This is a genomic window from Martinezella sp. CNPSo 3957 (assembly GCF_057784395.1).
This window is the reverse complement of sequence record NZ_JBXSOU010000018.1, coordinates 32,111-55,358: the sequence shown is the minus strand read 5'-3', so window position 1 is coordinate 55,358 and position 23,248 is coordinate 32,111. Positions and strand designations below refer to the sequence as shown.

Below are 23,248 nucleotides of genomic sequence, written 5' to 3'. Positions count from 1 at the left end.
CAATGACACAGCATCTCGATATCAATCCTTTGACAAAGGCCGCATTCGCACCATTCGGCGATGTCATCGAGGCCGATCCAGCAACCATGCGGTACATCAATGGCGGCACGACCGAGCGTTTTCATGCTTTGTCCGCCGCCGAGGCTATCGGAGAGGGCGCGCGGGTTATCCTGAACCTTTTTCGCGGCCAGCCGCGTGCTTTTCCCTTCTCGATCGACATGATGGAGCGCCATCCCTTCGGCAGCCAATGTTTCGTGCCGCTGAACGACCGTCCGTTTCTTGTCGTCGTCGCAGAGGATGAGAGCGGCAAGCCCGGCAGGCCGAAGGTTTTCCTGGCGCGTGGCGACCAGGGCGTGAACTATCGGGTCAATGTCTGGCATTATCCCTTGATGGCACTCGACGAGCCGAGCGATTTCCTTATCGTGGATCGCGATGGGCCTGGAAGCAATCTGGAAGAATACTTCTTCGACACGCCCTTCATCATCGGAGCACCGACACTATGACCGGACTGACCACCCATGTGCTCGATACCGCTCTCGGCAAGCCGGCCGAAGGTCTGGTGATCGATCTCTTCAGGATTGAGGGCGATGCCCGCAGGCATGTGAAGACGGTTACGACCAACTCGGACGGCCGCGTGGATGGTGGTCCAATTCTCATCGGCGAAAGCTTCGTTGCAGGCACCTACGAGCTGCTGTTTCGGGCCGGGGATTATCTGCGTGCCACTGGCACCAAGCTGCCGGAGCCGGCTTTCCTCGATCTCGTACCCATCCGCTTCGGCATCGCCGATACGACGGCGCATTACCACGTGCCGCTGCTGATCTCGCCCTACGGCTATTCCACCTATCGCGGGAGCTGAGACATGCGCTTTGCAGCCATTGCGGACATCCATGGCAATCATCTAGCACTTGAAGCGGTGCTTGCGGATATCCGCAGACAGGGCATCACCGACATCGTCAATCTCGGCGACTGCTTCAGCGGGCCGCTTACGGCGGGCAAGACGGCGGACATGCTGCTGGAATTGAATGCGCCGACGGTGCGCGGCAATCACGACCGCCATCTGATCGAACTGGCGCCCGAGGCGATGCATATTTCAGATCGGGCAGCGCATTCTGAACTGACGGAGCGCCACCTCGAATGGCTGCGCGCCTTACCGATCAGCACAGTTTATCTGGATGAGGCCTATCTCTGCCACGCGACCCCGGCTGATGACAATGTCTATTGGCTCGAATCCGTCTCACCGGACGGTCAGGTCTATCTGAAGCCGCTGGAAGAGATCGAGGCGCTGGCTGCCGGCATCGATTTTCCATTGATCCTGTGCGGGCATACCCATATTCCGCGTCTCGTCAGGCTTTCCGATGGGCGCCTGATCGTCAATCCCGGCAGCGTCGGCTGCCCCGCCTACAACGATGATCTGCCCTATTTTCATAAGGTGGAAGCCGGTCATCCCTTTGCTTCTTACGCCATTCTGGAAAAGATCGGGAATACTTGGCTACCGGTCTTCCGGCAGGTCTCCTACGATCATATGGCGATGGCGAAGCTCGCGGCGCAGAATGGCCGCGAGGAGTGGGCGAGCGGTCTGGCCACAGGCTGGCTGCGTTAGAAATCAGCCAGAATCGACCGATCCACGGCCTTGATATCCCGTTTGCCGCAGAGTGCCATGGAAATATCCAGCTCCTTGCGGATGATCTCAAGTGCGAGCGTCACCCCTTCCTTGCCCATGGCGCCGAGGCCATAGAGGAAGGGGCGGCCGATGAAGGTGCCCTTGGCGCCGAGTGCTACGGCCTTGAGTACGTCCTGACCTGAGCGGATGCCGCCATCCATATGCACCTCGATCTTGTCGCCGACAGCATCGACAATCCGTGGCAGCATGCTGATGGAGGAATGGGCGCCGTCAAGTTGCCGGCCGCCGTGATTGGAGACGATGATGGCATCGGCGCCGACATCGACGGCTGCCTTTGCGTCCTCGACATCGAGAATGCCCTTGATGATCAGCGGGCCACCCCATTGCTCCTTGATCCAGCCGACATCGCTCCAGGAGAGCTTGGGGTCGAACTGCGAATGCGTCCAGTGCGACAGTGTCGTCATGTCGGAAATATCCTTGGCATGGCCGATGATATTGCCGAACGAGCGGCGCTTGGTCTTCAGCATACCCATGCACCAGCCCGGCCGCATCGCCATCTGCCAGAGATTTTTCACTGTCATTTTCGGCGGTGCCGACAATCCGTTGCGGATATCGTTATGGCGCTGGCCGAGGATTTGCAGGTCGGCCGTCAGCACCAGCGCCGAGCATTTCGCCGCCTTGGCGCGCTGGATGAGGTTCAGGACGAAATCGCGGTCCTTCATAACGTAGAGCTGAAACCAGAAGGGCTGCTTCGTCACCGAGGCGATATCCTCGATCGAGCATATGCTCATGGTCGACAGCGTGAAGGGAATACCGAACTCCTCGGCTGCACGCGCCGCCAGCATTTCGCCATCCGCATGTTGCATGCCGGTCATCCCTGTCGGCGCCAGCGCCACCGGCATCGAGGCCTTCTGGCCGACCATGGTGGTTGCCAGCGACCGGTTCGACATGTCGACGAGGACGCGCTGGCGTAGCTTGATCTTGGCGAAATCAGCCTCGTTTGCCCGGTAGGTCGATTCCGTCCACGAACCGGAATCGGCATATTGGAAGAACATTTTCGGTACACGCCGCTGCGCAAGCGTCTTCAATTCGGCGATGGTAAGCGGCGCGGTCATGGCTCTTTGCCTTCTGGACGGTTACATGGAGGCGGGTTCGGATTGCCTCATTGCAGGATCGATTTCATCGGCTTTCCAGCAACATAGGTTTCGACGACGGCCCGGTCGTCGCCCATGGTCTGCAACAGGAACAGTTCTTCGGTGAGGCTCTTCGTCACTTCCATCTTCAGCGCCATGGCCGGGGTTGCGGCTGCGTTGAGCACGATCAGATCGGCTTCGGTTCCGGCGTCGAGCGTGCCGATCTTATCGACGAGGGAGAGAGACTCGGCATTCCCACGGGTCATGTAATAAAAGCTCTCCAACGGGTTCAGCCGCTCGCCGAGCAGCTGCTGGATCTTGTAGGCCTCATCCATGGTGCGCAGCATGGAATAGTTTGAGCCGCCGCCGATATCGGTGGCGACACCGATGCGAACGGGCTTCTCGCGGCGGGCCAGCGCCTTCAGCGGGAAGAGGCCGGAGCCAAGGAAGAGGTTCGAGGTCGGGCAATGCACGGCGACCGCGCCGGCTTCGCTCATCGCATCGGCTTCGCGGTCGGAAAGATGGATCGCATGGCCGAACAGGCTCTTGGGGCCGAGCAGTCCGTAGCGGGCATAGATATCGGTGTAGTCGATCGCCTCCGGATAGAGCTCGCAGGTAAAGGCGATCTCGTCGTGATTCTCGGAAAGATGCGTCTGGATATGCAGATCCGGAAATTCGCGGGCAAGCGCGGCCGTTGCCTCCATCTGCGCCGGCGTGGAGGTGATGGCGAAACGTGGAGTGATGGCGACATGGTTGCGGCCCTTGCCGTGCCAGTCAGATATCACCTGCCGGGTCTCGTCGTAGCCCATCTCGGGCGTATCGAGCAGGCCCTGCGGGGCATGGCGATCCATCATCACCTTGCCGCCCACCATGCGCATGTTGCGGCGCATGGCTTCGGCAAAATAGGCGTCGGCGGAGGTTTTATGGACCGAGCAGTAGGCGACGGCCGTCGTCGTGCCGTGGCGGATCATCTCGTCGTAGAAATGCGTGGCGATACGTTCCGCATGTGCGCTTTCAACGAAGCGGCATTCCTCCGGGAAGGTGTAGGTGTTCAGCCATTCCAGAAGGTTGGCGGCGTAGGAGGCGATCACCTGCATCTGCGGGAAATGCAGGTGCATGTCGATGAACCCCGGCAGGATCAGACGCGGCCGATGGTCGATTTCTGTGACACCTTTCGGTGCCTGCGCCTTGATATCGGCATAGGCGCCTGTCGCGACGATCAAGCCGTTTTCGATCAGCAGCCCGCCATCGCTTTCATAAGCGTAGCTGTCGGTATCATCGAGGCTTTGCGGCAGGCGCTTGAAGGAAAGCAGGCGGCCGCGCAGAAGGGTGGTCATTGGCTCTTTTCTCCGATGGAGCTTTCAAACCAGGCAACCAGCAGCTTGCGTTCCTCCGGCGTGACGTCGGTGACGTTGCCGGGCGGCATGGCATGGCTGCGGCCAGCCTGGATATAGATCTCCCGGGCATGCATAGCGATTTCCGCGTCATTTTCCAGCGTTACGCCCTTCGGCGGGCGGACAATCCCCTCATAGACTGGTTCGGCCGCATGGCACATGGAACAGCGCGCCGAGACCATTTGCTTGACCGCTGGGAAATGTGCATCGGAGGCGAATTGCTGGAAGGCGGGGGCGATCGCATTGGCTTCCTTCTCGCCGGTCAGCACCTTCGGAACGGTCGAAAGCCACATGATGACGATGAAAAGGACTATCGTGACGATCCAGGTCCAGGTCGGGCGGCCTTTGCGCGCATGCGTGGTGTTGAACCAGTGACGGATGGTGACGCCCATCAGGAACACCAGCGCTGCGATAATCCAGTTGAACTGCGTGCCGAACGCCAGCGGATAGTGGTTCGACAACATGAAGAAGATGACGGGCAGCGTCAGGTAGTTGTTGTGGAGTGAGCGCTGCTTGGCAATGCGGCCGTATTTCGGGTCCGGCGTGCGGCCGGCGATGAGGTCGGCGACGACGATCTTCTGGTTGGGAATGATGATCATGAAGACGTTGGCAGACATGATCGTCGCGGTAAAAGCACCGAGATGCAGGAAGGCGGCGCGGCCGGTGAAAAGATGCGTATAGCCCCAGGCCATGAAGACCAGGACGGCATAAAGCACAACCATCAGCCCCCAGGTGTTGTTGCCGAGCGGCGACTTACAGAGCAGATCGTAGATGATCCAGCCGATGGCGAGCGACGCCAGCGAAATCAGGATGGCGACGGGAACGCTGACGTCGAGCACATGCCGGTCGATGAGAAAGAGGTTGGCGCCGCCGTAATAGACGATGCACAGCATCAGGAAGCCAGATAGCCAGGTGAAATAGCTCTCGTACTTGAACCAGGTCAGGTGTTCCGGCATCTGCGCGGGAGCCACGAGATATTTCTGGATGTGATAGAAACCGCCACCGTGAACCTGCCATTCCTCGCCATAGGCGCCGGGCGGAAGATGCGGGCGCTTCACCAGTCCGAGATCGAGCGCGATGAAGTAGAAAGACGAACCGATCCAGGCAATGGCGGTTATGACGTGGAACCAGCGGGCGGCAAAGGCCAGCCATTCCCACGCTATGGCGTATTCATACATTCAGTTCCCCTTTTTCTTCCTCCGACTCGATACCTTGCAGAATGTTGAGAGCGGATGGAAGAGGGGTGTTTGATGTGCCGGTAAAAAGCAGCTACCTTGTCTAGCGCCCGGGGCGCATTAGATCAGATTATGGCAGCTTTTTAATAAAATGCCCTTGGCTGCTTGGAGCGGGCCGAGTCCGCGGCAGCCGTCTATTTTTTCGACGGAGAATTGCCCATGCGAGGTATTCTGGCGTTCGTATTTTTTCTTCTCTCCGCAGCCTTCGCCCTGGCGCACGAGGCGCCCTCCGGCTGGTCCTATGATCCATATTGCTGCAATGGGGACAGCAAGACGGGCGATTGCGAGATGATTCCGTCACGTACTGTCACCATTGTACCCGGCGGCTATCGAGTGACGCTCAATCCTGGCGACCATCGCTATGTAACGCACGCGCATATCTTCAATCTGCCGCAGGGTAAGACGATGCGCTCCCCGGACGGAGCCTATCATCTCTGTCTGTTTCCGGACGAGAACACCCCGCGCTGCTTTTATGCGCCCGACATGGATTACTGAGCGCTATTCCAGCGGCATGCCGAATTCGCAGAGGAGCCAATCCCTGAAGGCGCGGATTCTCGGCGTATGACGCCTGTTTTCCGGATAGGCGATCCAGTAGTCCGTATTGTCGGACGAAAGAATATCGAAGGGCTGAATCAGCCGGCCGGACGCCAGATCATCCGCATAGAATTCCGGGGTCAGGATGGCGACACCCTGACCGGCCAATGCCGCGCTCGCCTCGAAGGACTGGGCGCCTAATCTGCTTCGCGGCCGGCCCTGAAGGCCGGGATCGGGAACGCCGGCCTCTTTGAACCATTGAGCCCACCATGGGTCACCCGCGTCGATGATGCGAAGCTTCAGCAGATCGGCTGGTTCATGTACGCCGCCGATCGTTTCCGCAAGCGCTGGACTCAGCATCGGCGTAAAATAGACCTTCATCAGGAGGTGCGAGCGTAGGCCGGGCCACTGGCCACGGCCGGTGCGGATGGCGATGTCGGCTGACTCCCGGGCGAAGTCTATGATCGAGCCCGAGGTATCCAGCCGGACGGCGATATTGGGATGCTTCAGCTGAAACGAACCGAGATGACGGGCCAGCCATTGCGAGGCGAAGGTGGGGGTCGAATGGATGCATAGCGTCGTTTCGACTTCGCCTCTGATCGAAGTCATGGCCTCCTGCAGCATGGCAAAGGCTTCCGACACTTTCGGTGCAAGCTGCTCTCCGGCCTTGGTCAACAGAATCTGCCGCGGGCGGCGCAGGAATAGCGGCTCGCCCAAAGTCTCTTCCAGCAGCTTGATCTGATAGCTGACCGCCGTCTGCGTCATGCCAAGCTCTTCGCCCGCCCGCGTGAAACTGCCGTGCCGGGCGGCGGCCTCAAAGACGCGGAGCGCATTCAGCGGAAAGCGCATGGACAATTTCATGGATAAGTTCTCTTTATGCATGCAGACGATAGTTCGATTGGAATTTCAGCATTTTTCGCGCCAGACTGCAATTCATATCATTGATCTGACTGAGGTATCGTCATGGATTGCTATGTCGTGGAACAGCTGGAAACCGCAAGGCCAAGGATTCTGGCTCGTCTTCTGGAATCGGTGACGCAGGCCTTCGTCAGCCACGCGGAGCCGTCGCCGCATCTCGATCTCGATGAGATGCCGGACCGCCTGAAGCGGGACCTTGGATTTCTTGATGGGCGGGAGCCACGTTATGAAGACTGCCGACTGCTGTAGGTGGTAGGGAGTGAAAGCCCAGAGAAGGACAATCACATCTCCTTCAGCCGCTCGACTGCCATGAGCACCCGTTCCGGTGTTGCCGGCGCATCGAGGCGCGGGCAGGTGCGATAATCCGCGACGCTGGCGACCGCCATCGATAGTGCCTCCAACACAGATATGCTGAGCATGAAGGGCGGCTCGCCCACGGCCTTCGAGCGGCCGATAGTGGCCTCGGTATTTTCGGACCATTCCGCCAGCCGCACATTGAAAATCTTCGGACGGTCGGAAGCGAGTGGGATCTTGTAGGTGGACGGCGCGTGGGTGCGCAGCCGGCCCTTCGCATCCCACCAGAGCTCCTCCGTCGTCAGCCAGCCCATGCCCTGCACGAAGGCACCTTCGACTTGGCCGATATCGATCGCAGGGTTGAGGGAGCGACCGACGTCATGAAGGATATCGGCGCGGTCAATCAGATATTCGCCCGTCAACGTATCGATCGACACTTCCGAGCAGGCGGCGCCATAGGAGAAATAATAGAAGGGCGTGCCGCGGCCGGCCTTGCGATCCCAATGGATCTTCGGCGTTTTGTAGAAGCCGGCGGCCGAGAGCTGGACGCGGGCGAAATAGGCCTGCTTGACGAAATCGGGGAAGGGGATTTCCTCTTCGCCGACACGCACGCGGTTTGGCAGAAACCGTACCTCCTCTTCGCCGACACCCCATTTTTCGGCTGCGAAGGCCACGAGCCTTTCCTTGATCTGCCGGGCAGCGTCATAGGCTGCCATGCCGTTCAGGTCGGAGCCGGAGGAGGCCGCCGTCGCCGATGTATTCGGCACCTTGCCTGTAGTCGTCGCGGTGATCTTCACGCGGTCGATATCGACCTGGAAGCTATCGGCCAGAACTTGCGCCACCTTCGTATAGAGGCCCTGGCCCATTTCGGTGCCGCCGTGGTTCAGATGGATGGAACCATCCTGATAGATGTGCACCAGCGCGCCGGCCTGGTTGAAGGCGGTCATGGTGAAGGAGATGCCGAATTTCACCGGCGTCAGCGCGATGCCCTTGCGGATGAAGCGGCTGGAACGGTTGAATTCGATGATGGCCTTGCGCCGCGCCTGATAGTCGGAACTCTGTTCGAGCTCGTCGACGACGCGGCTGATGATGTTGTCCGTCACCTCCTGATGATAAGGGGTCAGCGTCCGGCCCGAGCCCGGCTGGCCGTAGAAATTGGCGCGTCGGATTTCGAGCGGGTCCTTGCCGAGCGCATAGGCGATCTCCTCGATCATGCGCTCGCCGCCGACCATCCCTTGTGGGCCGCCGAAGCCGCGGAAGGCGGTATTGGAGACGGTATGCGTCTTCAGCGGCTTCGAGACCAGATGGACATGCGGGTAGAAATAGCTGGAATCCGCATGGAATAGCGCGCGGTCCGTCACTGGGCCGGAAAGATCGGAGGAGAAGCCGCAGCGTGCGGCATAGGTGGCGTCGACGGCGTGGATGCGGCCTTCGTCGTCGAAACCGACTTCGTAGTCCACCAGGAAATCGTGCCGCTTGCCGGTGGCGCTCATGTCCTCATCGCGGTCGGGCCGGAATTTCACGGCGCAGCCGAGTTTCTTGGCGGCGACTGCGGCCAGCGCCGCGAACTGGTTGCCCTGCGTTTCCTTGCCGCCGAAACCGCCGCCCATGCGGCGCACGTTGACGGTGACGGCGTTGGACGGGATGTTCAGGACATGGCCGACAATGTGCTGGATTTCGCTCGGATGCTGCGTCGACGACCAGACGGCGACTTCGTCGTCCTCGCCGGGGATCGCCATGGCGATATGGCTTTCGAGATAGAAGTGCTCCTGACCACCGATGCGCATCTGCGCCTTGATCCGATGCTTGGAATTCGCCATCTCGGTTTCGGGCTCGCCGCGCTTCAGGGTCATCGGCTCGTAGACGAGCGGTGCGCCATTGGCGAGCGCGCCGTCGATATCGCTCCAATGCGGCAGGTCGCGATAATCGATCTTGGCAAGGCGCGCGGCACGCCGGGCGGCATCTCTGGTTTCGGCGATGACGGCGAAGATGGGCTGGCCGTGGAATTCGACTTTGGTCTCGGCAAGCAGCGGCTCGTCATGCATGCCGTTGGAGCTGGTGTCGTTGACGCCGGGAATATCGGCGCCCGTGAAGACCCAGACGACACCGGGATAGGCTTTGACGGCCGACAGATCGATGCCGGCGATCTCGGCATGAGCGCGATCGGAAAGGCCGAGCGCGCCGTGCAGCAGGCCAGCGGGTTCGGGAATGTCGTCGATATAATCGGCGGCTCCGGTGACGTGCTTATGTGCCGAATCATGCTTCAGCGACCCATGCATCGAGCCGTTGATGACCTTACGCTCCTCGAAGGTGGATTTATCCATGGCTCAGGCCTCCGCCGTCGCGAAACGCTTCAATTCCTGCGGCGCACCCGATGTTTCCAGATAGAAGCGGATGAGGAGGTTCTTGGCGGTCAGTTGTCGGTATTCGGCCGAGGCGCGCCAATCGGTGAGCGGCGTATAATCGGCGTCGAAGGCATCGCGTGCGGCCATAACGGTTGCTTCCGTCCACGGCTTACCGATCAATTCCGCCTCGACCGTGCGAGCGCGCTTCGGCGTACCGGCCATGCCGCCGAAGGCGATGCTGATATCTGCGACATTGCCAGCGGTGTCCAGTGACAGATGGAAGGCGCCGCAGGCGGCCGAAATATCCTCGTCACGGCGCTTGGAGATCTTGTAGACGGCGAAATGCGCATCCTTGGCCGGATAGGGCACGAAGATGCTCTCGACGAATTCGCCGGGATTGCGGTCCTGCTTGCCGTAATCGATGAAAAAATCTTCGAGCGGCAGGTTGCGCGTGCCTGCCGTCGAACGCAACCTAACCGTCGCGCCAAGGGCGATCAGCGGCGGCGGCGTGTCGCCGATCGGCGAGCCGTTGGCGATATTGCCGCCGATCGTGCCCATGTTGCGCACCTGCTCGCCGCCGATACGGTTGATGAGGTTGGCAAAGGCCGGGATCTTTTCGGCGATAACAGCAAAGGCGCGGCTGTAGGTGACGCCGGCGCCGATGGTCAGGCCTGCATCTTCAAGGGTAATTTTCTGCAGGTCGGTTAGATGGTTGATGAAGACGACGGGGTTCAGGCGGCGCATCTGCTTGGTAACCCATAGGCCGACATCGGTCGAGCCGGCAACGACGGTCGCGGTCGGCTCGTCGGCAAGCACCTGCGCCAGTGCCGATACTGAACCGGGCACGATGAGGCGATCCTCGCCCTCGGAAATCTCGATGTTATCGCCGCCCTGCATGGCCCAGAGGCGGGCGATGATATCAGCCCTGGTCTTTTCGAGCGGATCGAAGAGCGCGCTCGGCCGCTTCTGGCTCACCTGTTCGGCGGCCTTGACGATCGGCTCATAGCCCGTGCATCGACAGAGATTGCCCTGAAGCGATTTTTCGATCTGCGCCCGGCTGGGCTTTTCCGTCGTCAGCCAGAGGCCATAGAGCGACATGACGAAGCCCGGCGTGCAGAAACCGCATTGCGAGCCGTGGCAATCGACCAGCGCCTGCTGCACAGGGTGAAGCGTGCCATTTTGAGCTGCAAGATACTCAACGGTGACGACGTGGGTCGCATGCAGTGAGCCGACGAAACGGATGCAGGCATTGACGGATTCATAGTACAGCCCGCCATCGATCAGCCGGCCCACCAGCACCGTGCAGGCGCCGCAATCGCCCTCCGCGCATCCTTCCTTCGTTCCCGTCAGCCGCCGGTTGAGACGCAGGAAATCGAGCAGCGTCTCGGTAGGGCGCAGGCTGGATAGAATGATATCCTCGCCGTTGAGGATAAAGCGGATGCTGTCGCTCATGTCGTTCCCGTTTCATCTATTGGTCGGGCCGGATGCGCGAACGAATCCGGCCCTAACCGCAAATGGTTATTCCGCGGTCCAGCCACCGTCAATCGAGACGTGCGTGCCGGTGACCTGGCGTGCCTCGTCGCTTGCGAGGTAGAGCGATAGGGCGCCGATCTCCTCGGCCTTGACGAACTCATGCGTCGGCTGGGCCTTGAGGATGACTTCGTTCTTGACCTGCTCCTCGGTCATGCCGCGTGCCTTGGCGGTATCCGGGATCTGCTTTTCGACAAGCGGGGTCAGGACGTAGCCGGGGCAAATGGCGTTTACCGTCACGCCGAATTCGGCAAGCTCGAGCGCCGCCGTCTTGGTCAGGCCTAATATACCATGTTTTGCCGCGACGTAGGCGGATTTGAAGGGCGAGGCGACCAAGCCATGCGCCGAGGCGATGTTGATGATGCGCCCGTATTTCTTCGCCTTCATCAGCGGAATGGCAGCGCGGATGGTGTGGAAGGAGCTGGAGAGATTGATTGCGATGATCTGATCCCATTTCTCTATCGGGAAATCCTCGATTTTCTCGACATGCTGAATGCCGGCATTGTTGACGAGAACATCGACGCTGCCGAAGGTGGAGTTGGCAGTCGCGATCAGATCAGCGATCTCGGCGGGCTTCGTCATGTCGGCCGGATGATAGGTCACCTTGCCGCCGCCGGAGGCTTCGAGCTTCGTCTTGATCGCATCGATCTCTTCCGGCTTTCCGAAGCCGTTGATGACGACGTTATCGCCCTTGGCGGCGAAGGCGGCCGCGATGGCGAGGCCGATACCGCTTGTGGAACCGGTGACGACAACTGTTCTTGCCATGATCTTCTCCTTGGACAGCGCAGCTTCCTGCTGCAGTGCAAAACCGTTTCAGCCTAGTCCCAAACCCGCGGATATGGCAATCGTAATGCTGCCAGCCCTTTGGCCACGATGCCGTGAACAGGAAAGCGCATATTTCAGCGAAAAATTTCGTTTTGCTTTCTTTTCACATTCGTTTTGCTCGCGTATCTGTTGTTTCGGGATGCAACAGGCGGGAGGAATGCATGAGCGGTTATGTCTTGGCGATCGATCAGGGAACGACGTCGACGCGGGCCATCGTTTTCGACGGCAAGATGAAGGTTGCCGGCGTCGGACAGAAGGAGTTCACCCAGCATTATCCGAAGCCGGGCTGGGTGGAGCACGATCCGGAAGAAATCTGGTCGTCCGTTCTCGTTACCGTCCGCAAGGCCATCGAAGCCGCCGGCATCACCGCCAAGGATATTGCTGCCCTCGGCATTACCAACCAGCGCGAGACCGTGGTCGTCTGGGATCGCGAGACGGGCAAGCCAATCCACAACGCCATCGTCTGGCAGGACCGCCGCACGGCGAGCTATTGTGAGAAACTGAAGCGTCAGGACCTGGAAAAGCTCTTTACCCGCCGTACCGGCCTGCTGCTCGATCCCTATTTTTCCGGCACCAAACTGTCCTGGCTCTTGAGCAACGTGAAGGGCGCGCGTGCCCGCGCCGCCAAGGGCGAGCTTTGCTTCGGCACCGTCGATACTTTCCTGATCTGGCGGCTGACAGGGGGCAAGAGCTTCGCCACCGATGCGACCAATGCCTCGCGGACGCTGATGTATAATATCGGCGCGAACGAATGGGATAAGGAGCTGCTCGATATCCTGCGCGTTCCCGCTGCCATGCTGCCTGAAGTGAAGGATTGCGCCGCTGATTTCGGCGTCACGGAGGCCACGCATTTCGGCGCTGAAATCCCAATCCTCGGCGTTGCCGGCGATCAGCAGGCGGCGACGATCGGCCAGGCCTGCTTCGAACGCGGCATGATGAAATCCACCTATGGCACCGGCTGCTTCGCGTTACTGAATACCGGCGCGGACATGGTGCGCTCGAAAAACCGCCTTTTGACCACCATCGCCTATCGGCTGAATGGCGAGACGACCTATGCCCTCGAAGGCTCGATCTTCATCGCCGGCGCTGCGGTACAGTGGCTGCGGGATGGTCTGAAAGCCATCCAGCGTGCCTCGGATTCCGGCGAACTGGCGGCCAAGGCCGATCCGCTGCAGGAGGTCTATCTGGTGCCAGCCTTTACCGGTCTCGGCGCACCGCATTGGGACCCGGATGCACGCGGCGCGATCTTCGGCCTGACGCGCAATACCGGACCTGAGGAAATCGTCCGGGCGGCGCTGGAGGCTGTCTGCTACCAGTCTCGCGATCTCCTGGATGCCATGCATAGGGATTGGCGCAACGGCAACGGGCAAGGGACAGTATTGCGCGTCGACGGCGGCATGGTCGCCTCCGACTGGACGATGCAGCGACTTGCCGATTTGCTGGACGCACCGGTCGATCGCCCGACGATCCTCGAGACGACCGCGCTGGGCGCCGCCTGGCTTGCTGGCAGCCGCGCCGGCGTCTGGCCGGATCGCGCCGGTTTTGCCAAAGCCTGGGCACGCGATAAGCGTTTTGAGCCCGGCATGGATAACAAGACTCGAAACGCGAAGCTCAAAGGCTGGAAGAACGCCGTCTCGCGCACCTTGAGTACACGGCAGGGGTGATCGGCACTCATCGGCTGCTCACCCCAGGTTATGTCGTGTAAGATTTCTTTATTTTGCTTATATAAGTGCGCGCAGCGATACTCGTATTGTGGCTCGGGGAGGTTTCCGGGTCACATTTCGCCGGACCGCGCCCTTTGAGGGCGGACGCCTTCTCAAGAGACGATAAAGCGAATAATGGCTGCTCAATTTTCTGAACTGAAGAAACATTACTATCGGCAGATCAAATATCATTTGACCCGGCCGAAGCCGCCGATGCTGGCTGAGCGGTTCGATGGGCCTGTTCTCGTCGTCGGCTCGGCGCCGGTTTCGAACAAGCCGGCGGATTTCGACGAAAGCTTCAAGGTTATCACCATCAACGGTTCGCAGATGGTGACGAAGGCCTGGGGGATCGAGGCGCCCGACGTGACGCTCGTCCAGTTCAACCAGATCGAAGGCACGAACACCAATGCCGTCGAGGTGCGCCGCGTTCTGAACGGCGAACGGACCAAGATGCTCTACGTCCTGCTCTGGCGGAAAGAGCGCGAGCGGTTGGAAGAGGGGTTGCGGAAGTTCAATTACAGCTACGACAAGCTGGAGATCGTCGATCGCTACAAGCGCATGGCGCTGCTCGACCGCGTCGGCGGGGTGAAATGCAGCGAGCTTGGTGCGGACGACAAATGCTCGAACGGCATCAATGCCGTGCTCTTCGCGATCTATAACGGCGCGACCGAAGTCATCATCACCGGCATCAATCCCGATTCCGGCGGGCACGTCTACAATCAGGAAAATCTGGCGCGGCTGCATGTGCGCAAGGACCGGGAGGTTCTCGAACGGCTGATCGAGCGCGGCTGTCCGGTGTTTACAAGCGACCCAGCCGTGTCGCAATCGATCGGTCTGCCTTTATGGAAGGGCAAGACGGAGGCCGGTCGGACGGTGGAGGCCGATGCCAAGGGCAAGCGGCCGGCACCGCTAACGGCTGCGGCCGTCATCAATCCTTGAGATAAGGGCTCGCCAACGGTCAATCTGCGGCTGACGCCGGTCGTGATTCCGTGCCAAGATCGCAGCTTAGAATCACTCGATTGCGCAGAGGTCAGTCCAATGCTGATGCCGCCGCCACTACGGCCGGGCGACAAGGTGCGCTTTGTGTCGCCCGCAAGCTCGCCCGACAGAGATATGGTTCTGAGGCATGCCGGAATCCTGAAAGGCTGGGGGCTGAACGTCGATTTCGGCGAACACGCCTTTAGCAAATGGAGCTATCTTGCCGGTACCGATGAGGAGCGGCTGGCGGATCTCAACGCTGCAATTCGCGATCCCGAGGTTCGGGCGATCTTCACCACACGCGGCGGCAAAGGGTCATATCGCATTGCCGATCAAGTAGATTTTGCTGCAGTTCGACGTGATCCGAAGTTCGTTATCGGCTTCAGCGACATCACAGCATTGCATTTGAGCCTGCTGAGGCATTGCCAACAAGTCGGCATTCACGGCGCATTTTTCGTCGGGCCGGGTGAAGAGAGCGTTAGCACCTATACGCATGACTCGCTGCGACAAGCGTTGATGACAACCGATGACCTCGTCATCGCCGCGCGCCCGGAAGAGCCGACATCGCGATTGACGACAAGCGGAACGGCCGAGGGTCGGCTGATTGGCGGCAATCTCGATATGGTGGCGGCATCGGCCGGCTGGGCGTTGCCGGATATGCACGGCGCGATCCTGCTGCTTGAGGCCATCGGTCTGTATCCCGGCCAGGTGGACCGGCAGATGACGATGCTTCGCAAGGCGGGCCATCTGGACGGCCTGGCAGGTGTCGCCATCGGCCAGTTTACTGATTTCGAGTTCGATCGCCCTTATTCGGTGATCGATATCCTGCGCGAACATCTTGCCGAACTGAAGGTGCCGATCCTCGGCGGCTTGCCGCTCGGGCACGGCGATCGGCCGGCAAGCGCTTTTATTGGAGCCATTGCGGAGTTTGATGCGAAAGCCGGTATCCTGGCGATCCGGCGCGGAAACTCCTGACGCCCTCTTCTATATTTTTTTGACGTAGCCTGTCGGTGCAGGTGATATTCCTTCGTCTTTAAAGGGAGAAGGGAATCTCAATGCTTTACGCGATCCTATGCTACAACGACGAAGATACCGTGTTTGCCTGGTCCAAGGAGCAGGAAGACGCGACGATGGCACGGTTGATTGCCGTGCAGGAGCCGCTGGCAAAGGCTGGCAAGCTAGGGCCCGTGGCACGGCTGATGCCGACGACGGCAGCAACGACCCTGCGCAAGGGCAAGAACGAGCCGATCGTGATCGACGGTCCCTTTGCGGAAACGAAGGAGCAGTTGCTCGGCTTCTATGTGGTCGATTTCGAAACCCTCGACGAAGCCATCGGTTTTTCGAAGGAGCTTGCCGCAGCCAATCCCGGCGTCGGTTCCTATGAAATCCGTCCGCTTTACGTCTTCCGGCCGGGAGCTGTTGCAACATGACCGATATTGCCTGGATCGACATCGCGCTTACCAATGCCCGGCCACAGGTGATGGGCGCGCTCTTGCGTTATTTCCGCAATCTCGACACCGCCGAGGAGGCCTTTCAGGAGGCCTGCCTCAGGGCCTTGAAAACCTGGCCCGATAAGGGACCGCCGCGCGATCCCGTCGCCTGGCTGATCTTTGTCGGCCGCAACAGCGGTATCGATACGGTACGCAAACAGGCGAGACTGCAGAGCCTGCCGGATGAGGAGGCGATCTCCGATACGAGCGATGCCGAAAGCGATCTCGCCGAGCGGCTCGATGGCTCCGGATATCGCGACGATATTTTGCGATTGCTCTTCATCTGCTGCCATCCGGATTTGCCGGCGACGCAACAGATTGCGCTGGCACTGCGCATCGTTTCCGGCCTTTCGGTGCAGCAGATCGCCCGCGCCTTCCTCGTCAGCGAAAGCGCGATGGAGCAGCGTATTACCCGCGCGAAGGCGCGCGTCGCCGCAGCAGGCGTTCCTTTTGAGACGCCGGGCGCGGTAGAGCGGAGCGAAAGGCTGGCACTCGTCAGCGCCATGATCTACCTCATCTACAACGAAGGCTATTCGGCCGGCGGGACGCATCGCGAGGCGACCGCCTTCGCCGACGAGGCGATCCGGCTTGGCCGGTTGCTGTTGCGGATCTTTCCCTCCGAGCCGGAGACCATGGCGCTGCTGGCGCTGATGCTCCTGCAGCAATCGCGCAAGGATGCGCGGTTCGATGCGGACGGGCAGATCATCCTTCTAGAAGATCAGGATCGCTCGCTTTGGGACCAGACGTTGATCGACGAGGCGCTGGCGCTGCTCGACAAGGCAATCCGTCACCGCAAGCCCGGTCCCTATCAGGTGCAGGCGGCGATCGCAGCGCTGCATTCAAGGGCGAAGCGCGCCGTCGATACGGATTGGGAGGAGATCGATCTTCTCTACCAGATGCTGGAGCGGCTGACGCCGTCTCCCGTCGTCACGCTCAATCGTTCGGTCGCGCTCTCCAAACTGAAGGGGCCGGAGGTGGCTCTGGCGCTGATTGCAACGCTGGAAGCACAGCTCGACAGCTACTTCTACTTTCATGGCGTCAGGGGCGGCTTGCTCGCGCAGCTCGGCCGCGCGCAGGAGGCACGCGTCGCCTTCGACAGGGCGATCGCGCTCGCCCGTTCGCCCGCTGAAGCAGCCCATATTCGTTATCAGCTCGATCGTCTGAGCGCGGATGCTCTTGCGGCTGCAAAATAATCAAAAAATTTGCGTCTGTGCTGTCGGGAAACGGCGATCTCGAACGTCATTAAGGTATAGGCCGAACAGGCCGCGTCAAACAGCAGAGAGAAACAAGACATGACTGAGCAACCCCAGCGCCACGAGCTTTCCCTGACCCGCGTCATCGATGCGCCGCGCGAGAAGATTTTCCGTTGTTGGACCGAAGTGGAGCTTCTGAAGCAATGGTTCGCGCCTCTGCCATGGACAGTGTCGGCCGCCAGCGTCGACGTTCGAGCTGGGGGCTCAAGCTCGATTACCATGCGCAGCCCCGAGGGGGAGGATTATCCGGGCAACGGCGTTTATCTGGAAGTCGTTCCGAATGAGCGGATCGTCTTCACCGATGCCTTCGCCAGCGCCTGGGTGCCGTCGGCAAAGCCCTTCATGGTGGTGACGATCCAGCTCGACGATCTCGGCGCTAGCAAGACCCGCTATACCGCGACTGTCCTGCATTGGTCGGCTGAAGATCGCGAAGCGCATGAGAAGATGGGCTTCCATCAGGGATGGGGCCAGTGCGCCGAGCAGCTCGCGGCACTGGCAGCCAGAATCTGACTTTCCCATTCAATTCCGGGGGATACGACAATGTCTTATGCAGTCGATTCATCCTTGCCTTCGGTCACGCGGGCTCAGCGCGTGGCGGGCACGATCCTTAGCGGACTGGTCATCGCCTTCTTGCTGTTCGACGGCGTGATCAAGCTCGTTCCGCTGCCGGTTGTCACGGAGACGATGGCGGGGCTCGGCTATTCCGCCGATCCGGCGCTCGCGCGGCTGCTCGGCGTTATTACGCTCGCGTGTGCCATTCTCTACGCGATCCCGAGAACGTCGGTCCTTGGCGCCATCCTGCTGACAGGTCTTCTCGGCGGCGCGATTGCGACACATCTGAGGGTTGGCAGTCCGATCTTCTCGCATCTGCTGTTCGGCGTTTATCTCGGCGTGATCGCCTGGGGCGGACTTTATCTTCGCTATGAAGCGGTTCGGAAAATGATTCCGTTCTTTCAGCGAAGCTTTTGATTTCGGATTCGATTTGCTAAGGCTCGCTCCCGAACAAGGACGGAGCGAGCCATGCAGCAAGTGATCATCGCGCCTGTCAGGCAATCGGATGCGGACGAGCTGATCGCCGCCAATATCGCCAGCCGCGCCCATCATGTGCCCTGGGCCTATCCTTTCCTCGATCGCGACGGTTTCGACGCATGGTTCGGCCAGACGGTGACGGGCCCGAATATAGGTCTCGTCGCGCGCGATCCGGGCTCCGGCGGGATTGTCGGCGTCGTCAATATCAGTCAGATGGTTTGGGGAGGCTTCCGCAGCGCCTTTCTCGGCTATCATGGCATGGTCGGATTTGCTGGCCAGGGCTTTATGACGGAGGCCGTTCGGCTGGCGGTCGCCCACGCCTTCGACGCGGTCGGCCTGCATCGGCTGGAGGCCAATATCCAGCCGGGCAATCATCCCTCGATCGCGCTGGTCAAGCGGCTGGGTTTCCGCAAGGAAGGGTTCTCGCCGAAATATCTGAAGATCGGCGGCGTCTGGTGCGACCACGAGCGCTGGGCATTGCTGTCGGACGACCCGCGCTCCTGAGCTCTTTCGGAATCGGAAAGTCGCGCTATCTGGCAGAAAGCCTTAGAAAAACGTTGACTGCCGGGAGGGAAGGGGCGAAAGCCACCTTGAGCCTCTCGCCAAACCGCTGCTGAGAGAGCGGGAGTGCCGGAAGCCGTAAATGATCGTTTCGACCGAAGAAGAACTGACCAAGCTCAAAGATATCGGCCGCATCTGCGCCAATGCGCTGCAGGCTATGGCCTCGGCCCTGGAGCCGGGCATCACCACGCTGGAGCTGGACGTTATCGGCCGCAAGGTGCTGGAGGATGCTGGCGCGCAATCGGCGCCTGAACTGGTCTACAAGTTCCCCGGCGCGACCTGTATCAGCGTCAACGAGGAAGTGGCGCATGGCATTCCGGGTCCACGCGTGATCAAGGCGGGGGATCTGGTCAATCTCGATGTATCGGCCGAGAAGGACGGCTTCTTCTCCGATACCGGCGCATCCTTTACCGTGCCGCCGGTCAAGCCGAAAATCGAGCGCCTGTGCCGGGATGGCAGGAGGGCGCTCTGGGTCGGCCTCAACCAGGTGAAAAGCGGTGCGCCGCTTGCGAAGATCGGGCAGGCCGTCGGCGCATTCGCCCAGAAGAACCGCTACACGCTGATCGCCAATCTCGCCAGCCATGGCATCGGCCGCTCGCTGCACGAAGAGCCCGCCGAGGTTTCCACCTGGGCGGACCCTTCCGAGAGCCGGATCATTGAGGATGGGCTTGTCTTTACCGTCGAGCCGTTTCTTTCACTCGGCGCGATCTGGGCAGAGGGCGGCGATGATGCCTGGACGCTCTACGCCGATCCGCAGGCGCCCACGGTTCAGTACGAGCACACGATCATTGCCACCCGCAACGGACCTGTCATTCTGACATTGCCGGACAAGTGAGGTCCTGAAGCGCTTCGCGAATATTTGAGTTTCGTGTCCTGCGCTTCAGGTATCTAATTTGCGCATGTCGTTATCGCAAAACCGCTGCGCACTTTTGCGCAACATGTCGTAGCTCATTCGTCGGCCTTCGGGCTGTCCTCGGTCTTCGTTTCCCCGCGGATAATGTCAGCGGCGGCGCGCTCGAGGATATCAGCGATGCGGGCGCCTTCGGCCTTGCTCCAGGGGAACTTTGAGCGAAGTGCGGAACGCAGCAGGTGGCGAGCGCGATGAACATCGCCGCTGCCATGGCGATCGAACGGATTGTCGCGACCGTCCTCATCCCCGCCATCGAAGACCTCGCGGACGCGGGCCATTTTCTCGCCGATGGCGGTGAGCTTGGCGAGCGTTATCTCGACCAGATCACGATTGTCGTCGACGCGCTTCTGGCCGCTTTCGGTGATGCGGTAGAGCTTCTTCGTGCCGCTGACCTCGACTTCGGCCTGGCCGGTCTCCTCGAGATAGGTCAGCGCCGGGTAGATGACGCCCGGGCTCGGAACATAGAAGCCGCCGGAGCGCTCCTCGAAGGTCTTGATCAGTTCATAGCCGTGGCGGGGCTGCTCGGAGAGCAAAGCGAGGATGATGAGCTGCAGGTCGGCTGCATCGAACTTGCGCCCGGTGCGAAACCCGCCGCCGAACATGCCGCCCTTGAAGCCTCTCATGAAGTCTCTCCTATGCTCGCCGCGTGATTCACGGCCTCGGCCATGTCGTAGGATATATGCCTCGACCATGTCAAAGCTATCTCCGAACATGCGATCTCTGAAACCTCTCATATCGTTTCTCCTTGTGAAGTTGAGGGTTTATATCGTTAGTCATGTCGTAAGATATATATCGTAAGATAGTATCCTGCAAGAGGGGCGGTTTGCGGACGATATGGATTTGAGGAGAAGGTTGGCCCGTATAGGGAAGGAATTCATCCCATGGGTGAAATTTCGTTGCTGAACAACTGCATCACGATCATGGGATAAGCGATTACATCTACGTAAGAATAGGCTGCTGGCGGTTGCCGCTCCCGGCGAACTGTCCTAGGCTCGCCTCAAATTCACGCCATTGCGGTCGTTCGAACCAACAGGAAGCCTAACCGTCGTGTTTCATTCTTTCTTCCCGAATCCGAGATTATTTTTTTCCTCAGCAGTCGCCTGGGCGCTCGTCTGCGTCTTCCTATGGTATTTTGTCGGCGCGCATGTCGTGACGTCCATGGGTTATCCGCCGCTGCCGGAAGAACAGCAGCCGGTCGGGGCCGCGTTCTTTGTTACTCCCACTAATTTCTTGTTTTATCTTTACTTTATTCTCTGTGCAGCGGTCTTTTGCGGTTTTTGGCATGTGGTTTCGAAGGGCAACCCCTGGATCGTATGGTCCGTGTGGGGTTCCGCTTTCATCGTCTTCATCACCTATTTCGGCGTTCAGATCGACGTAGCAGTAAACGTATGGCGCCGGCCCTTCTTTGACCTCCTGCAAAATGCGCTCGGCGGAAAGCCCGGCGTTACGGATGGGGATTTCTACGGATTGTTATGGGCGTTCACGCAACTCGGTCTCGTGGGCGTCGCCGTCAGCGTTATTTCATCGTTTTTCCTAAGCCACTATCTCTTCCGCTGGCGGTGGGCGATGAATAATTTCTATATGTCGAAATGGGAAAAGCTCCGACATATCGAAGGCGCATCGCAGCGTGTTCAGGAAGATACGATGCGCTTTGCGACCAACCTCGAGGGGCTCGGCGTCAGCCTGATCGGCTCCGTCATGACGCTCATCGTCTTCCTGCCGATTCTGCTGGAACTGTCGAAATACGTGACTGATCTGCCCATTATCGGCGCAATTCCCTATTCGCTCGTTTGGCTGGCGCTGATTTGGTCGGTATTCGGCACGTTCCTGCTTGCGCTCTTCGGGATCAAGCTTCCGGGGTTGAACTTCCGCAACCAGCGCGTCGAGGCAGCCTATCGAAAAGAGCTTGTCTACGGCGAGGATCGCGAGGACCGCGCACAGCCACCCACTGTGGCGGAACTCTTCTCAAACGTTCGCCGCAACTATTTCCGCATGTACTTCCACTACGCCTATTTCAATGTCGCTCGCTATTCCTACGGCCAGCTCGATGCGATCTTCCTCTATTTTGTGCTGGTTCCGACTTTCGTCGCGCACAAGATCACGCTCGGCATCTGGCAGCAGATCGCCACGGCCTTCGGTCAGGTCAGCAACTCTTTCCAGTATCTCGTCAGCTCCTGGACGACGATCATCGAGCTTCTGTCGATCCACAAGCGTCTGAAGGCTTTCGAGGCGGCTATCTATGACGAGCCATTGCCGCCGATCGATCAGCGCTATTTGGAGCGTGAAGCAGGCGTTATTCACGCGGATGGTTGACGAAGTAAGGCTCCGGAAACGGAGCCTTTTTCAATGGAGGAGCTGGGTTTCAGGCTTTAGACTTTGGAGGTAACGGAAGGGCTTTCCTTTGCCGCATCACTGGCCCTTCGCTTTGGCTCGGGCTCCGCTCGACCGCTCTTCACCCCTGCTGCGGCTTGCTGCGCGCCTCAATCAACGGGATTGCCTCGGAATAGCTGACGCAGGCAACATCCTGCCTGTGGCAGACATCGCTGACGAAGCGGTCGAGGGCGCGCCAATAAGCGCCGTCATTCATTTCGACGAAATGGAAACCGAGCTGCAGCGGAATGCGCTCGCCGTCATATTGCTTGTTGAAGGCGGCTTCGAAGGCTTCGAAAGTGCGGTCTTCATACGTCTTGGCGTTGGCCTTGTCCTCGACACCCTTGGAATGGCGGACATAGAGATTGTAGTCCATGCCGATGACCGGACGATGCTCGGGACCTTCGGGGATCAATGGCAGACCGAAGCGATAGATGCCGTCGATCACCTGCGGCAGGGCAGGGCCTTTGGTGACCAGGCTTGCATCATACTGAAAGCCCATCTCCTTTTCCGCCGGCACGAGACCGTCGCTGGTGGAAAGATAGGGTGCGCGAAATCCCTTGACGTCATTTGTGGCGAAGTCTTCCCAGCCCTGGGGTTCCTTGTCGGCGAGGCCGACATTCTTCCAGGCGTCGCGAAGGGCAATGCGGGCATTCATGAATTCCTGTTTCCAGTCGGCAGCACTCCAGCCCTTGCCGTCGAAATGGCCGCAGGCATGGCTTGAGATGTCGTGGCCTTCCTGATGTGCGCCCCAGATGTTGGCGATGCGCGTGCGGACATCGTCCTCGCTCTTGGCGAAGCCGACATTGGATTTACCCGGCCGCTGCTTCGGCCCCTGATAGGCCTTGGCCTGCGCCTTGTTCATGAGGAAGGTGCAGGAGAGGAAATAGGTGAAATGCGCGCCGTTGCGCGAAGCGATCTCGCGGCTCCTGGTCCAGAGTGCATTGTCATGAGCGCCATCGAAGGAAATCATGACGAGCTGCTTGGGCTTGCCATCGGCCTGGGCGGCTGCGGGCAGCCCCAAGGAAAGGGCGAGGGAGAGACAGGTAGCGAAGCGAAACATGGGCACCGGATACTAATTGGATCGAGCACGGCTCGCCAGGAATCGTCTGGCGATATCGGATG

24 protein-coding genes are annotated in these 23,248 nt (G+C 59.8%); 15 read left to right on the top strand and 9 right to left on the bottom strand.

The annotated features are described in order from the left end of the window. Nucleotides 1-2 precede the first annotated feature (2 nt). Genes AC13QE_RS28435 through AC13QE_RS28425 form a run of 3 tightly spaced genes read left to right on the top strand, consistent with a single transcriptional unit; the run spans nt 3 to nt 1,600 of the window. A complete protein-coding gene (locus AC13QE_RS28435) occupies nt 3-503 on the top strand; it encodes an ureidoglycolate lyase (protein ID WP_488486231.1) in 501 nt (166 codons plus the stop codon). Continuing rightward, nucleotides 500-856 (top strand): hydroxyisourate hydrolase, encoded by a 357-nt coding sequence (gene uraH, locus AC13QE_RS28430; protein WP_488486230.1) that lies wholly within the window; start codon nt 500-502, stop codon nt 854-856. The genes AC13QE_RS28435 and uraH overlap by 4 nt, the downstream gene beginning before the upstream one ends. 3 nt (nt 857-859) lie before the next feature. After that, nucleotides 860-1,600: a metallophosphoesterase family protein gene (locus tag AC13QE_RS28425; RefSeq protein ID WP_488486229.1), complete on the top strand. Its 741-nt coding sequence runs from the start codon at nt 860-862 to the stop codon at nt 1,598-1,600. Here AC13QE_RS28425 and AC13QE_RS28420 read toward each other — a convergent pair. The 3 genes from AC13QE_RS28420 to puuD are packed head-to-tail and all read right to left on the bottom strand — an operon-like array spanning nt 1,597 to nt 5,326. Next, entirely contained in the window at nt 1,597-2,736 is a 1,140-nt protein-coding gene (locus AC13QE_RS28420) for an alpha-hydroxy acid oxidase (RefSeq protein WP_488486228.1), read from the bottom strand. The genes AC13QE_RS28425 and AC13QE_RS28420 overlap by 4 nt on opposite strands. 47 nt (nt 2,737-2,783) lie before the next feature. Further along, on the bottom strand, nt 2,784-4,091 hold the full coding sequence (gene guaD, locus AC13QE_RS28415) for a guanine deaminase (RefSeq protein WP_488486227.1): 1,308 nt from the start codon (nt 4,089-4,091) through the stop codon (nt 2,784-2,786). Further along, nucleotides 4,088-5,326, bottom strand: a complete 1,239-nt coding sequence (gene puuD / locus AC13QE_RS28410) for a urate hydroxylase PuuD (protein ID WP_488486226.1) — start codon at nt 5,324-5,326, stop codon at nt 4,088-4,090. Before puuD ends, guaD begins: the two co-directional genes overlap by 4 nt. Nucleotides 5,327-5,542: 216 nt before the next feature. Here puuD and AC13QE_RS28405 point away from each other — a divergent pair, with 216 nt between their 5' ends. Next, nucleotides 5,543-5,878, top strand: a complete 336-nt coding sequence (locus AC13QE_RS28405) for a hypothetical protein (RefSeq protein ID WP_015340716.1) — start codon at nt 5,543-5,545, stop codon at nt 5,876-5,878. 3 nt (nt 5,879-5,881) lie between these two features. Here the strand turns inward: AC13QE_RS28405 and AC13QE_RS28400 are convergent, their stop codons facing one another. Beyond that, the gene (locus AC13QE_RS28400; RefSeq protein ID WP_488486225.1) at nt 5,882-6,799 is read right to left on the bottom strand and encodes a LysR substrate-binding domain-containing protein; all 918 of its coding nucleotides are present in this window, start codon (nt 6,797-6,799) and stop codon (nt 5,882-5,884) included. An 81-nt stretch (nt 6,800-6,880) separates the two neighbouring features. Here AC13QE_RS28400 and AC13QE_RS28395 point away from each other — a divergent pair, with 81 nt between their 5' ends. Then, a complete protein-coding gene (locus tag AC13QE_RS28395) occupies nt 6,881-7,084 on the top strand; it encodes a hypothetical protein (RefSeq protein ID WP_488486224.1) in 204 nt (67 codons plus the stop codon). Between the two features lie 32 nt (nt 7,085-7,116). On the opposite strand, the gene xdhB is transcribed toward AC13QE_RS28395, so the two are convergent. The 3 genes from xdhB to AC13QE_RS28380 all read right to left on the bottom strand — a co-directional run bounded on the left by xdhB (nt 7,117) and on the right by AC13QE_RS28380 (nt 11,769). Beyond that, nucleotides 7,117-9,453: a xanthine dehydrogenase molybdopterin binding subunit gene (gene xdhB, locus AC13QE_RS28390; protein WP_488486223.1), complete on the bottom strand. Its 2,337-nt coding sequence runs from the start codon at nt 9,451-9,453 to the stop codon at nt 7,117-7,119. Between the two features lie 3 nt (nt 9,454-9,456). Next, entirely contained in the window at nt 9,457-10,926 is a 1,470-nt protein-coding gene (gene xdhA, locus AC13QE_RS28385) for a xanthine dehydrogenase small subunit (RefSeq protein WP_488486222.1), read from the bottom strand. Nucleotides 10,927-10,992: 66 nt separating this feature from the next. After that, nucleotides 10,993-11,769 carry a 3-hydroxybutyrate dehydrogenase gene (locus AC13QE_RS28380; protein WP_488486221.1) on the bottom strand — a complete coding sequence of 259 codons (777 nt, stop codon included), beginning with the start codon at nt 11,767-11,769 and terminating at the stop codon, nt 10,993-10,995. A gap of 221 nt (nt 11,770-11,990) precedes the next feature. On the opposite strand from AC13QE_RS28380, the gene glpK reads away from it, so the two are divergent. The 9 genes from glpK to map all read left to right on the top strand — a co-directional run bounded on the left by glpK (nt 11,991) and on the right by map (nt 19,678). After that, entirely contained in the window at nt 11,991-13,493 is a 1,503-nt protein-coding gene (gene glpK / locus AC13QE_RS28375; RefSeq protein ID WP_488486220.1) for a glycerol kinase GlpK, read from the top strand. A gap of 174 nt (nt 13,494-13,667) precedes the next feature. Continuing rightward, entirely contained in the window at nt 13,668-14,471 is an 804-nt protein-coding gene (locus AC13QE_RS28370; protein ID WP_488486219.1) for a membrane-anchored protein, read from the top strand. Between the two features lie 99 nt (nt 14,472-14,570). Further along, the gene (locus AC13QE_RS28365; RefSeq protein ID WP_488486218.1) at nt 14,571-15,485 is read left to right on the top strand and encodes a S66 peptidase family protein; all 915 of its coding nucleotides are present in this window, start codon (nt 14,571-14,573) and stop codon (nt 15,483-15,485) included. A gap of 80 nt (nt 15,486-15,565) precedes the next feature. Further along, nucleotides 15,566-15,940: a YciI family protein gene (locus tag AC13QE_RS28360; protein ID WP_015340707.1), complete on the top strand. Its 375-nt coding sequence runs from the start codon at nt 15,566-15,568 to the stop codon at nt 15,938-15,940. Next, nucleotides 15,937-17,193 (top strand): RNA polymerase sigma factor, encoded by a 1,257-nt coding sequence (locus tag AC13QE_RS28355; protein ID WP_488486217.1) that lies wholly within the window; start codon nt 15,937-15,939, stop codon nt 17,191-17,193. The genes AC13QE_RS28360 and AC13QE_RS28355 overlap by 4 nt, the downstream gene beginning before the upstream one ends. Before the next feature lie 99 nt (nt 17,194-17,292). Further along, on the top strand, nt 17,293-17,763 hold the full coding sequence (locus tag AC13QE_RS28350) for an SRPBCC family protein (RefSeq protein WP_488486216.1): 471 nt from the start codon (nt 17,293-17,295) through the stop codon (nt 17,761-17,763). Between the two features lie 30 nt (nt 17,764-17,793). Continuing rightward, entirely contained in the window at nt 17,794-18,222 is a 429-nt protein-coding gene (locus AC13QE_RS28345; RefSeq protein WP_132717212.1) for a DoxX family protein, read from the top strand. Between the two features lie 51 nt (nt 18,223-18,273). Further along, the gene (locus tag AC13QE_RS28340) at nt 18,274-18,786 is read left to right on the top strand and encodes a GNAT family N-acetyltransferase (protein WP_488486215.1); all 513 of its coding nucleotides are present in this window, start codon (nt 18,274-18,276) and stop codon (nt 18,784-18,786) included. Between the two features lie 139 nt (nt 18,787-18,925). After that, a complete protein-coding gene (map, locus tag AC13QE_RS28335) occupies nt 18,926-19,678 on the top strand; it encodes a type I methionyl aminopeptidase (protein ID WP_488486214.1) in 753 nt (250 codons plus the stop codon). Between the two features lie 113 nt (nt 19,679-19,791). Here the strand turns inward: map and AC13QE_RS28330 are convergent, their stop codons facing one another. Next, entirely contained in the window at nt 19,792-20,376 is a 585-nt protein-coding gene (locus AC13QE_RS28330; protein WP_488486213.1) for a PadR family transcriptional regulator, read from the bottom strand. Between the two features lie 424 nt (nt 20,377-20,800). Here AC13QE_RS28330 and sbmA point away from each other — a divergent pair, with 424 nt between their 5' ends. After that, a complete protein-coding gene (gene sbmA, locus AC13QE_RS28325) occupies nt 20,801-22,066 on the top strand; it encodes a peptide antibiotic transporter SbmA (protein ID WP_132717209.1) in 1,266 nt (421 codons plus the stop codon). 139 nt (nt 22,067-22,205) lie between these two features. Here the strand turns inward: sbmA and AC13QE_RS28320 are convergent, their stop codons facing one another. Next, nucleotides 22,206-23,186, bottom strand: coding sequence for a polysaccharide deacetylase family protein (locus tag AC13QE_RS28320; RefSeq protein ID WP_488486212.1), 981 nt, complete (start codon nt 23,184-23,186; stop codon nt 22,206-22,208). Between the last annotated feature and the right edge of the window lie 62 nt (nt 23,187-23,248).

Coding starts and splice junctions, on each gene's coding strand:
- AC13QE_RS28435 (WP_488486231.1), top strand. CDS start 3: ATGACACAGCATCTCGATATCAATCCTTTGACAAAGGCCGCATTCGCA.
- xdhB (WP_488486223.1), bottom strand. CDS start 9,453: ATGGATAAATCCACCTTCGAGGAGCGTAAGGTCATCAACGGCTCGATG.
- AC13QE_RS28425 (WP_488486229.1), top strand. CDS start 860: ATGCGCTTTGCAGCCATTGCGGACATCCATGGCAATCATCTAGCACTT.
- AC13QE_RS28355 (WP_488486217.1), top strand. CDS start 15,937: ATGACCGATATTGCCTGGATCGACATCGCGCTTACCAATGCCCGGCCA.
- AC13QE_RS28365 (WP_488486218.1), top strand. CDS start 14,571: ATGCTGATGCCGCCGCCACTACGGCCGGGCGACAAGGTGCGCTTTGTG.
- guaD (WP_488486227.1), bottom strand. CDS start 4,091: ATGACCACCCTTCTGCGCGGCCGCCTGCTTTCCTTCAAGCGCCTGCCG.
- map (WP_488486214.1), top strand. CDS start 18,926: ATGATCGTTTCGACCGAAGAAGAACTGACCAAGCTCAAAGATATCGGC.
- AC13QE_RS28330 (WP_488486213.1), bottom strand. CDS start 20,376: ATGAGAGGCTTCAAGGGCGGCATGTTCGGCGGCGGGTTTCGCACCGGG.
- AC13QE_RS28400 (WP_488486225.1), bottom strand. CDS start 6,799: ATGCATAAAGAGAACTTATCCATGAAATTGTCCATGCGCTTTCCGCTG.
- AC13QE_RS28360 (WP_015340707.1), top strand. CDS start 15,566: ATGCTTTACGCGATCCTATGCTACAACGACGAAGATACCGTGTTTGCC.
- puuD (WP_488486226.1), bottom strand. CDS start 5,326: ATGTATGAATACGCCATAGCGTGGGAATGGCTGGCCTTTGCCGCCCGC.
- AC13QE_RS28340 (WP_488486215.1), top strand. CDS start 18,274: ATGCAGCAAGTGATCATCGCGCCTGTCAGGCAATCGGATGCGGACGAG.
- AC13QE_RS28370 (WP_488486219.1), top strand. CDS start 13,668: ATGGCTGCTCAATTTTCTGAACTGAAGAAACATTACTATCGGCAGATC.
- AC13QE_RS28405 (WP_015340716.1), top strand. CDS start 5,543: ATGCGAGGTATTCTGGCGTTCGTATTTTTTCTTCTCTCCGCAGCCTTC.
- AC13QE_RS28395 (WP_488486224.1), top strand. CDS start 6,881: ATGGATTGCTATGTCGTGGAACAGCTGGAAACCGCAAGGCCAAGGATT.
- glpK (WP_488486220.1), top strand. CDS start 11,991: ATGAGCGGTTATGTCTTGGCGATCGATCAGGGAACGACGTCGACGCGG.
- AC13QE_RS28380 (WP_488486221.1), bottom strand. CDS start 11,769: ATGGCAAGAACAGTTGTCGTCACCGGTTCCACAAGCGGTATCGGCCTC.
- AC13QE_RS28420 (WP_488486228.1), bottom strand. CDS start 2,736: ATGACCGCGCCGCTTACCATCGCCGAATTGAAGACGCTTGCGCAGCGG.
- AC13QE_RS28320 (WP_488486212.1), bottom strand. CDS start 23,186: ATGTTTCGCTTCGCTACCTGTCTCTCCCTCGCCCTTTCCTTGGGGCTG.
- AC13QE_RS28345 (WP_132717212.1), top strand. CDS start 17,794: ATGTCTTATGCAGTCGATTCATCCTTGCCTTCGGTCACGCGGGCTCAG.
- uraH (WP_488486230.1), top strand. CDS start 500: ATGACCGGACTGACCACCCATGTGCTCGATACCGCTCTCGGCAAGCCG.
- AC13QE_RS28350 (WP_488486216.1), top strand. CDS start 17,293: ATGACTGAGCAACCCCAGCGCCACGAGCTTTCCCTGACCCGCGTCATC.
- xdhA (WP_488486222.1), bottom strand. CDS start 10,926: ATGAGCGACAGCATCCGCTTTATCCTCAACGGCGAGGATATCATTCTA.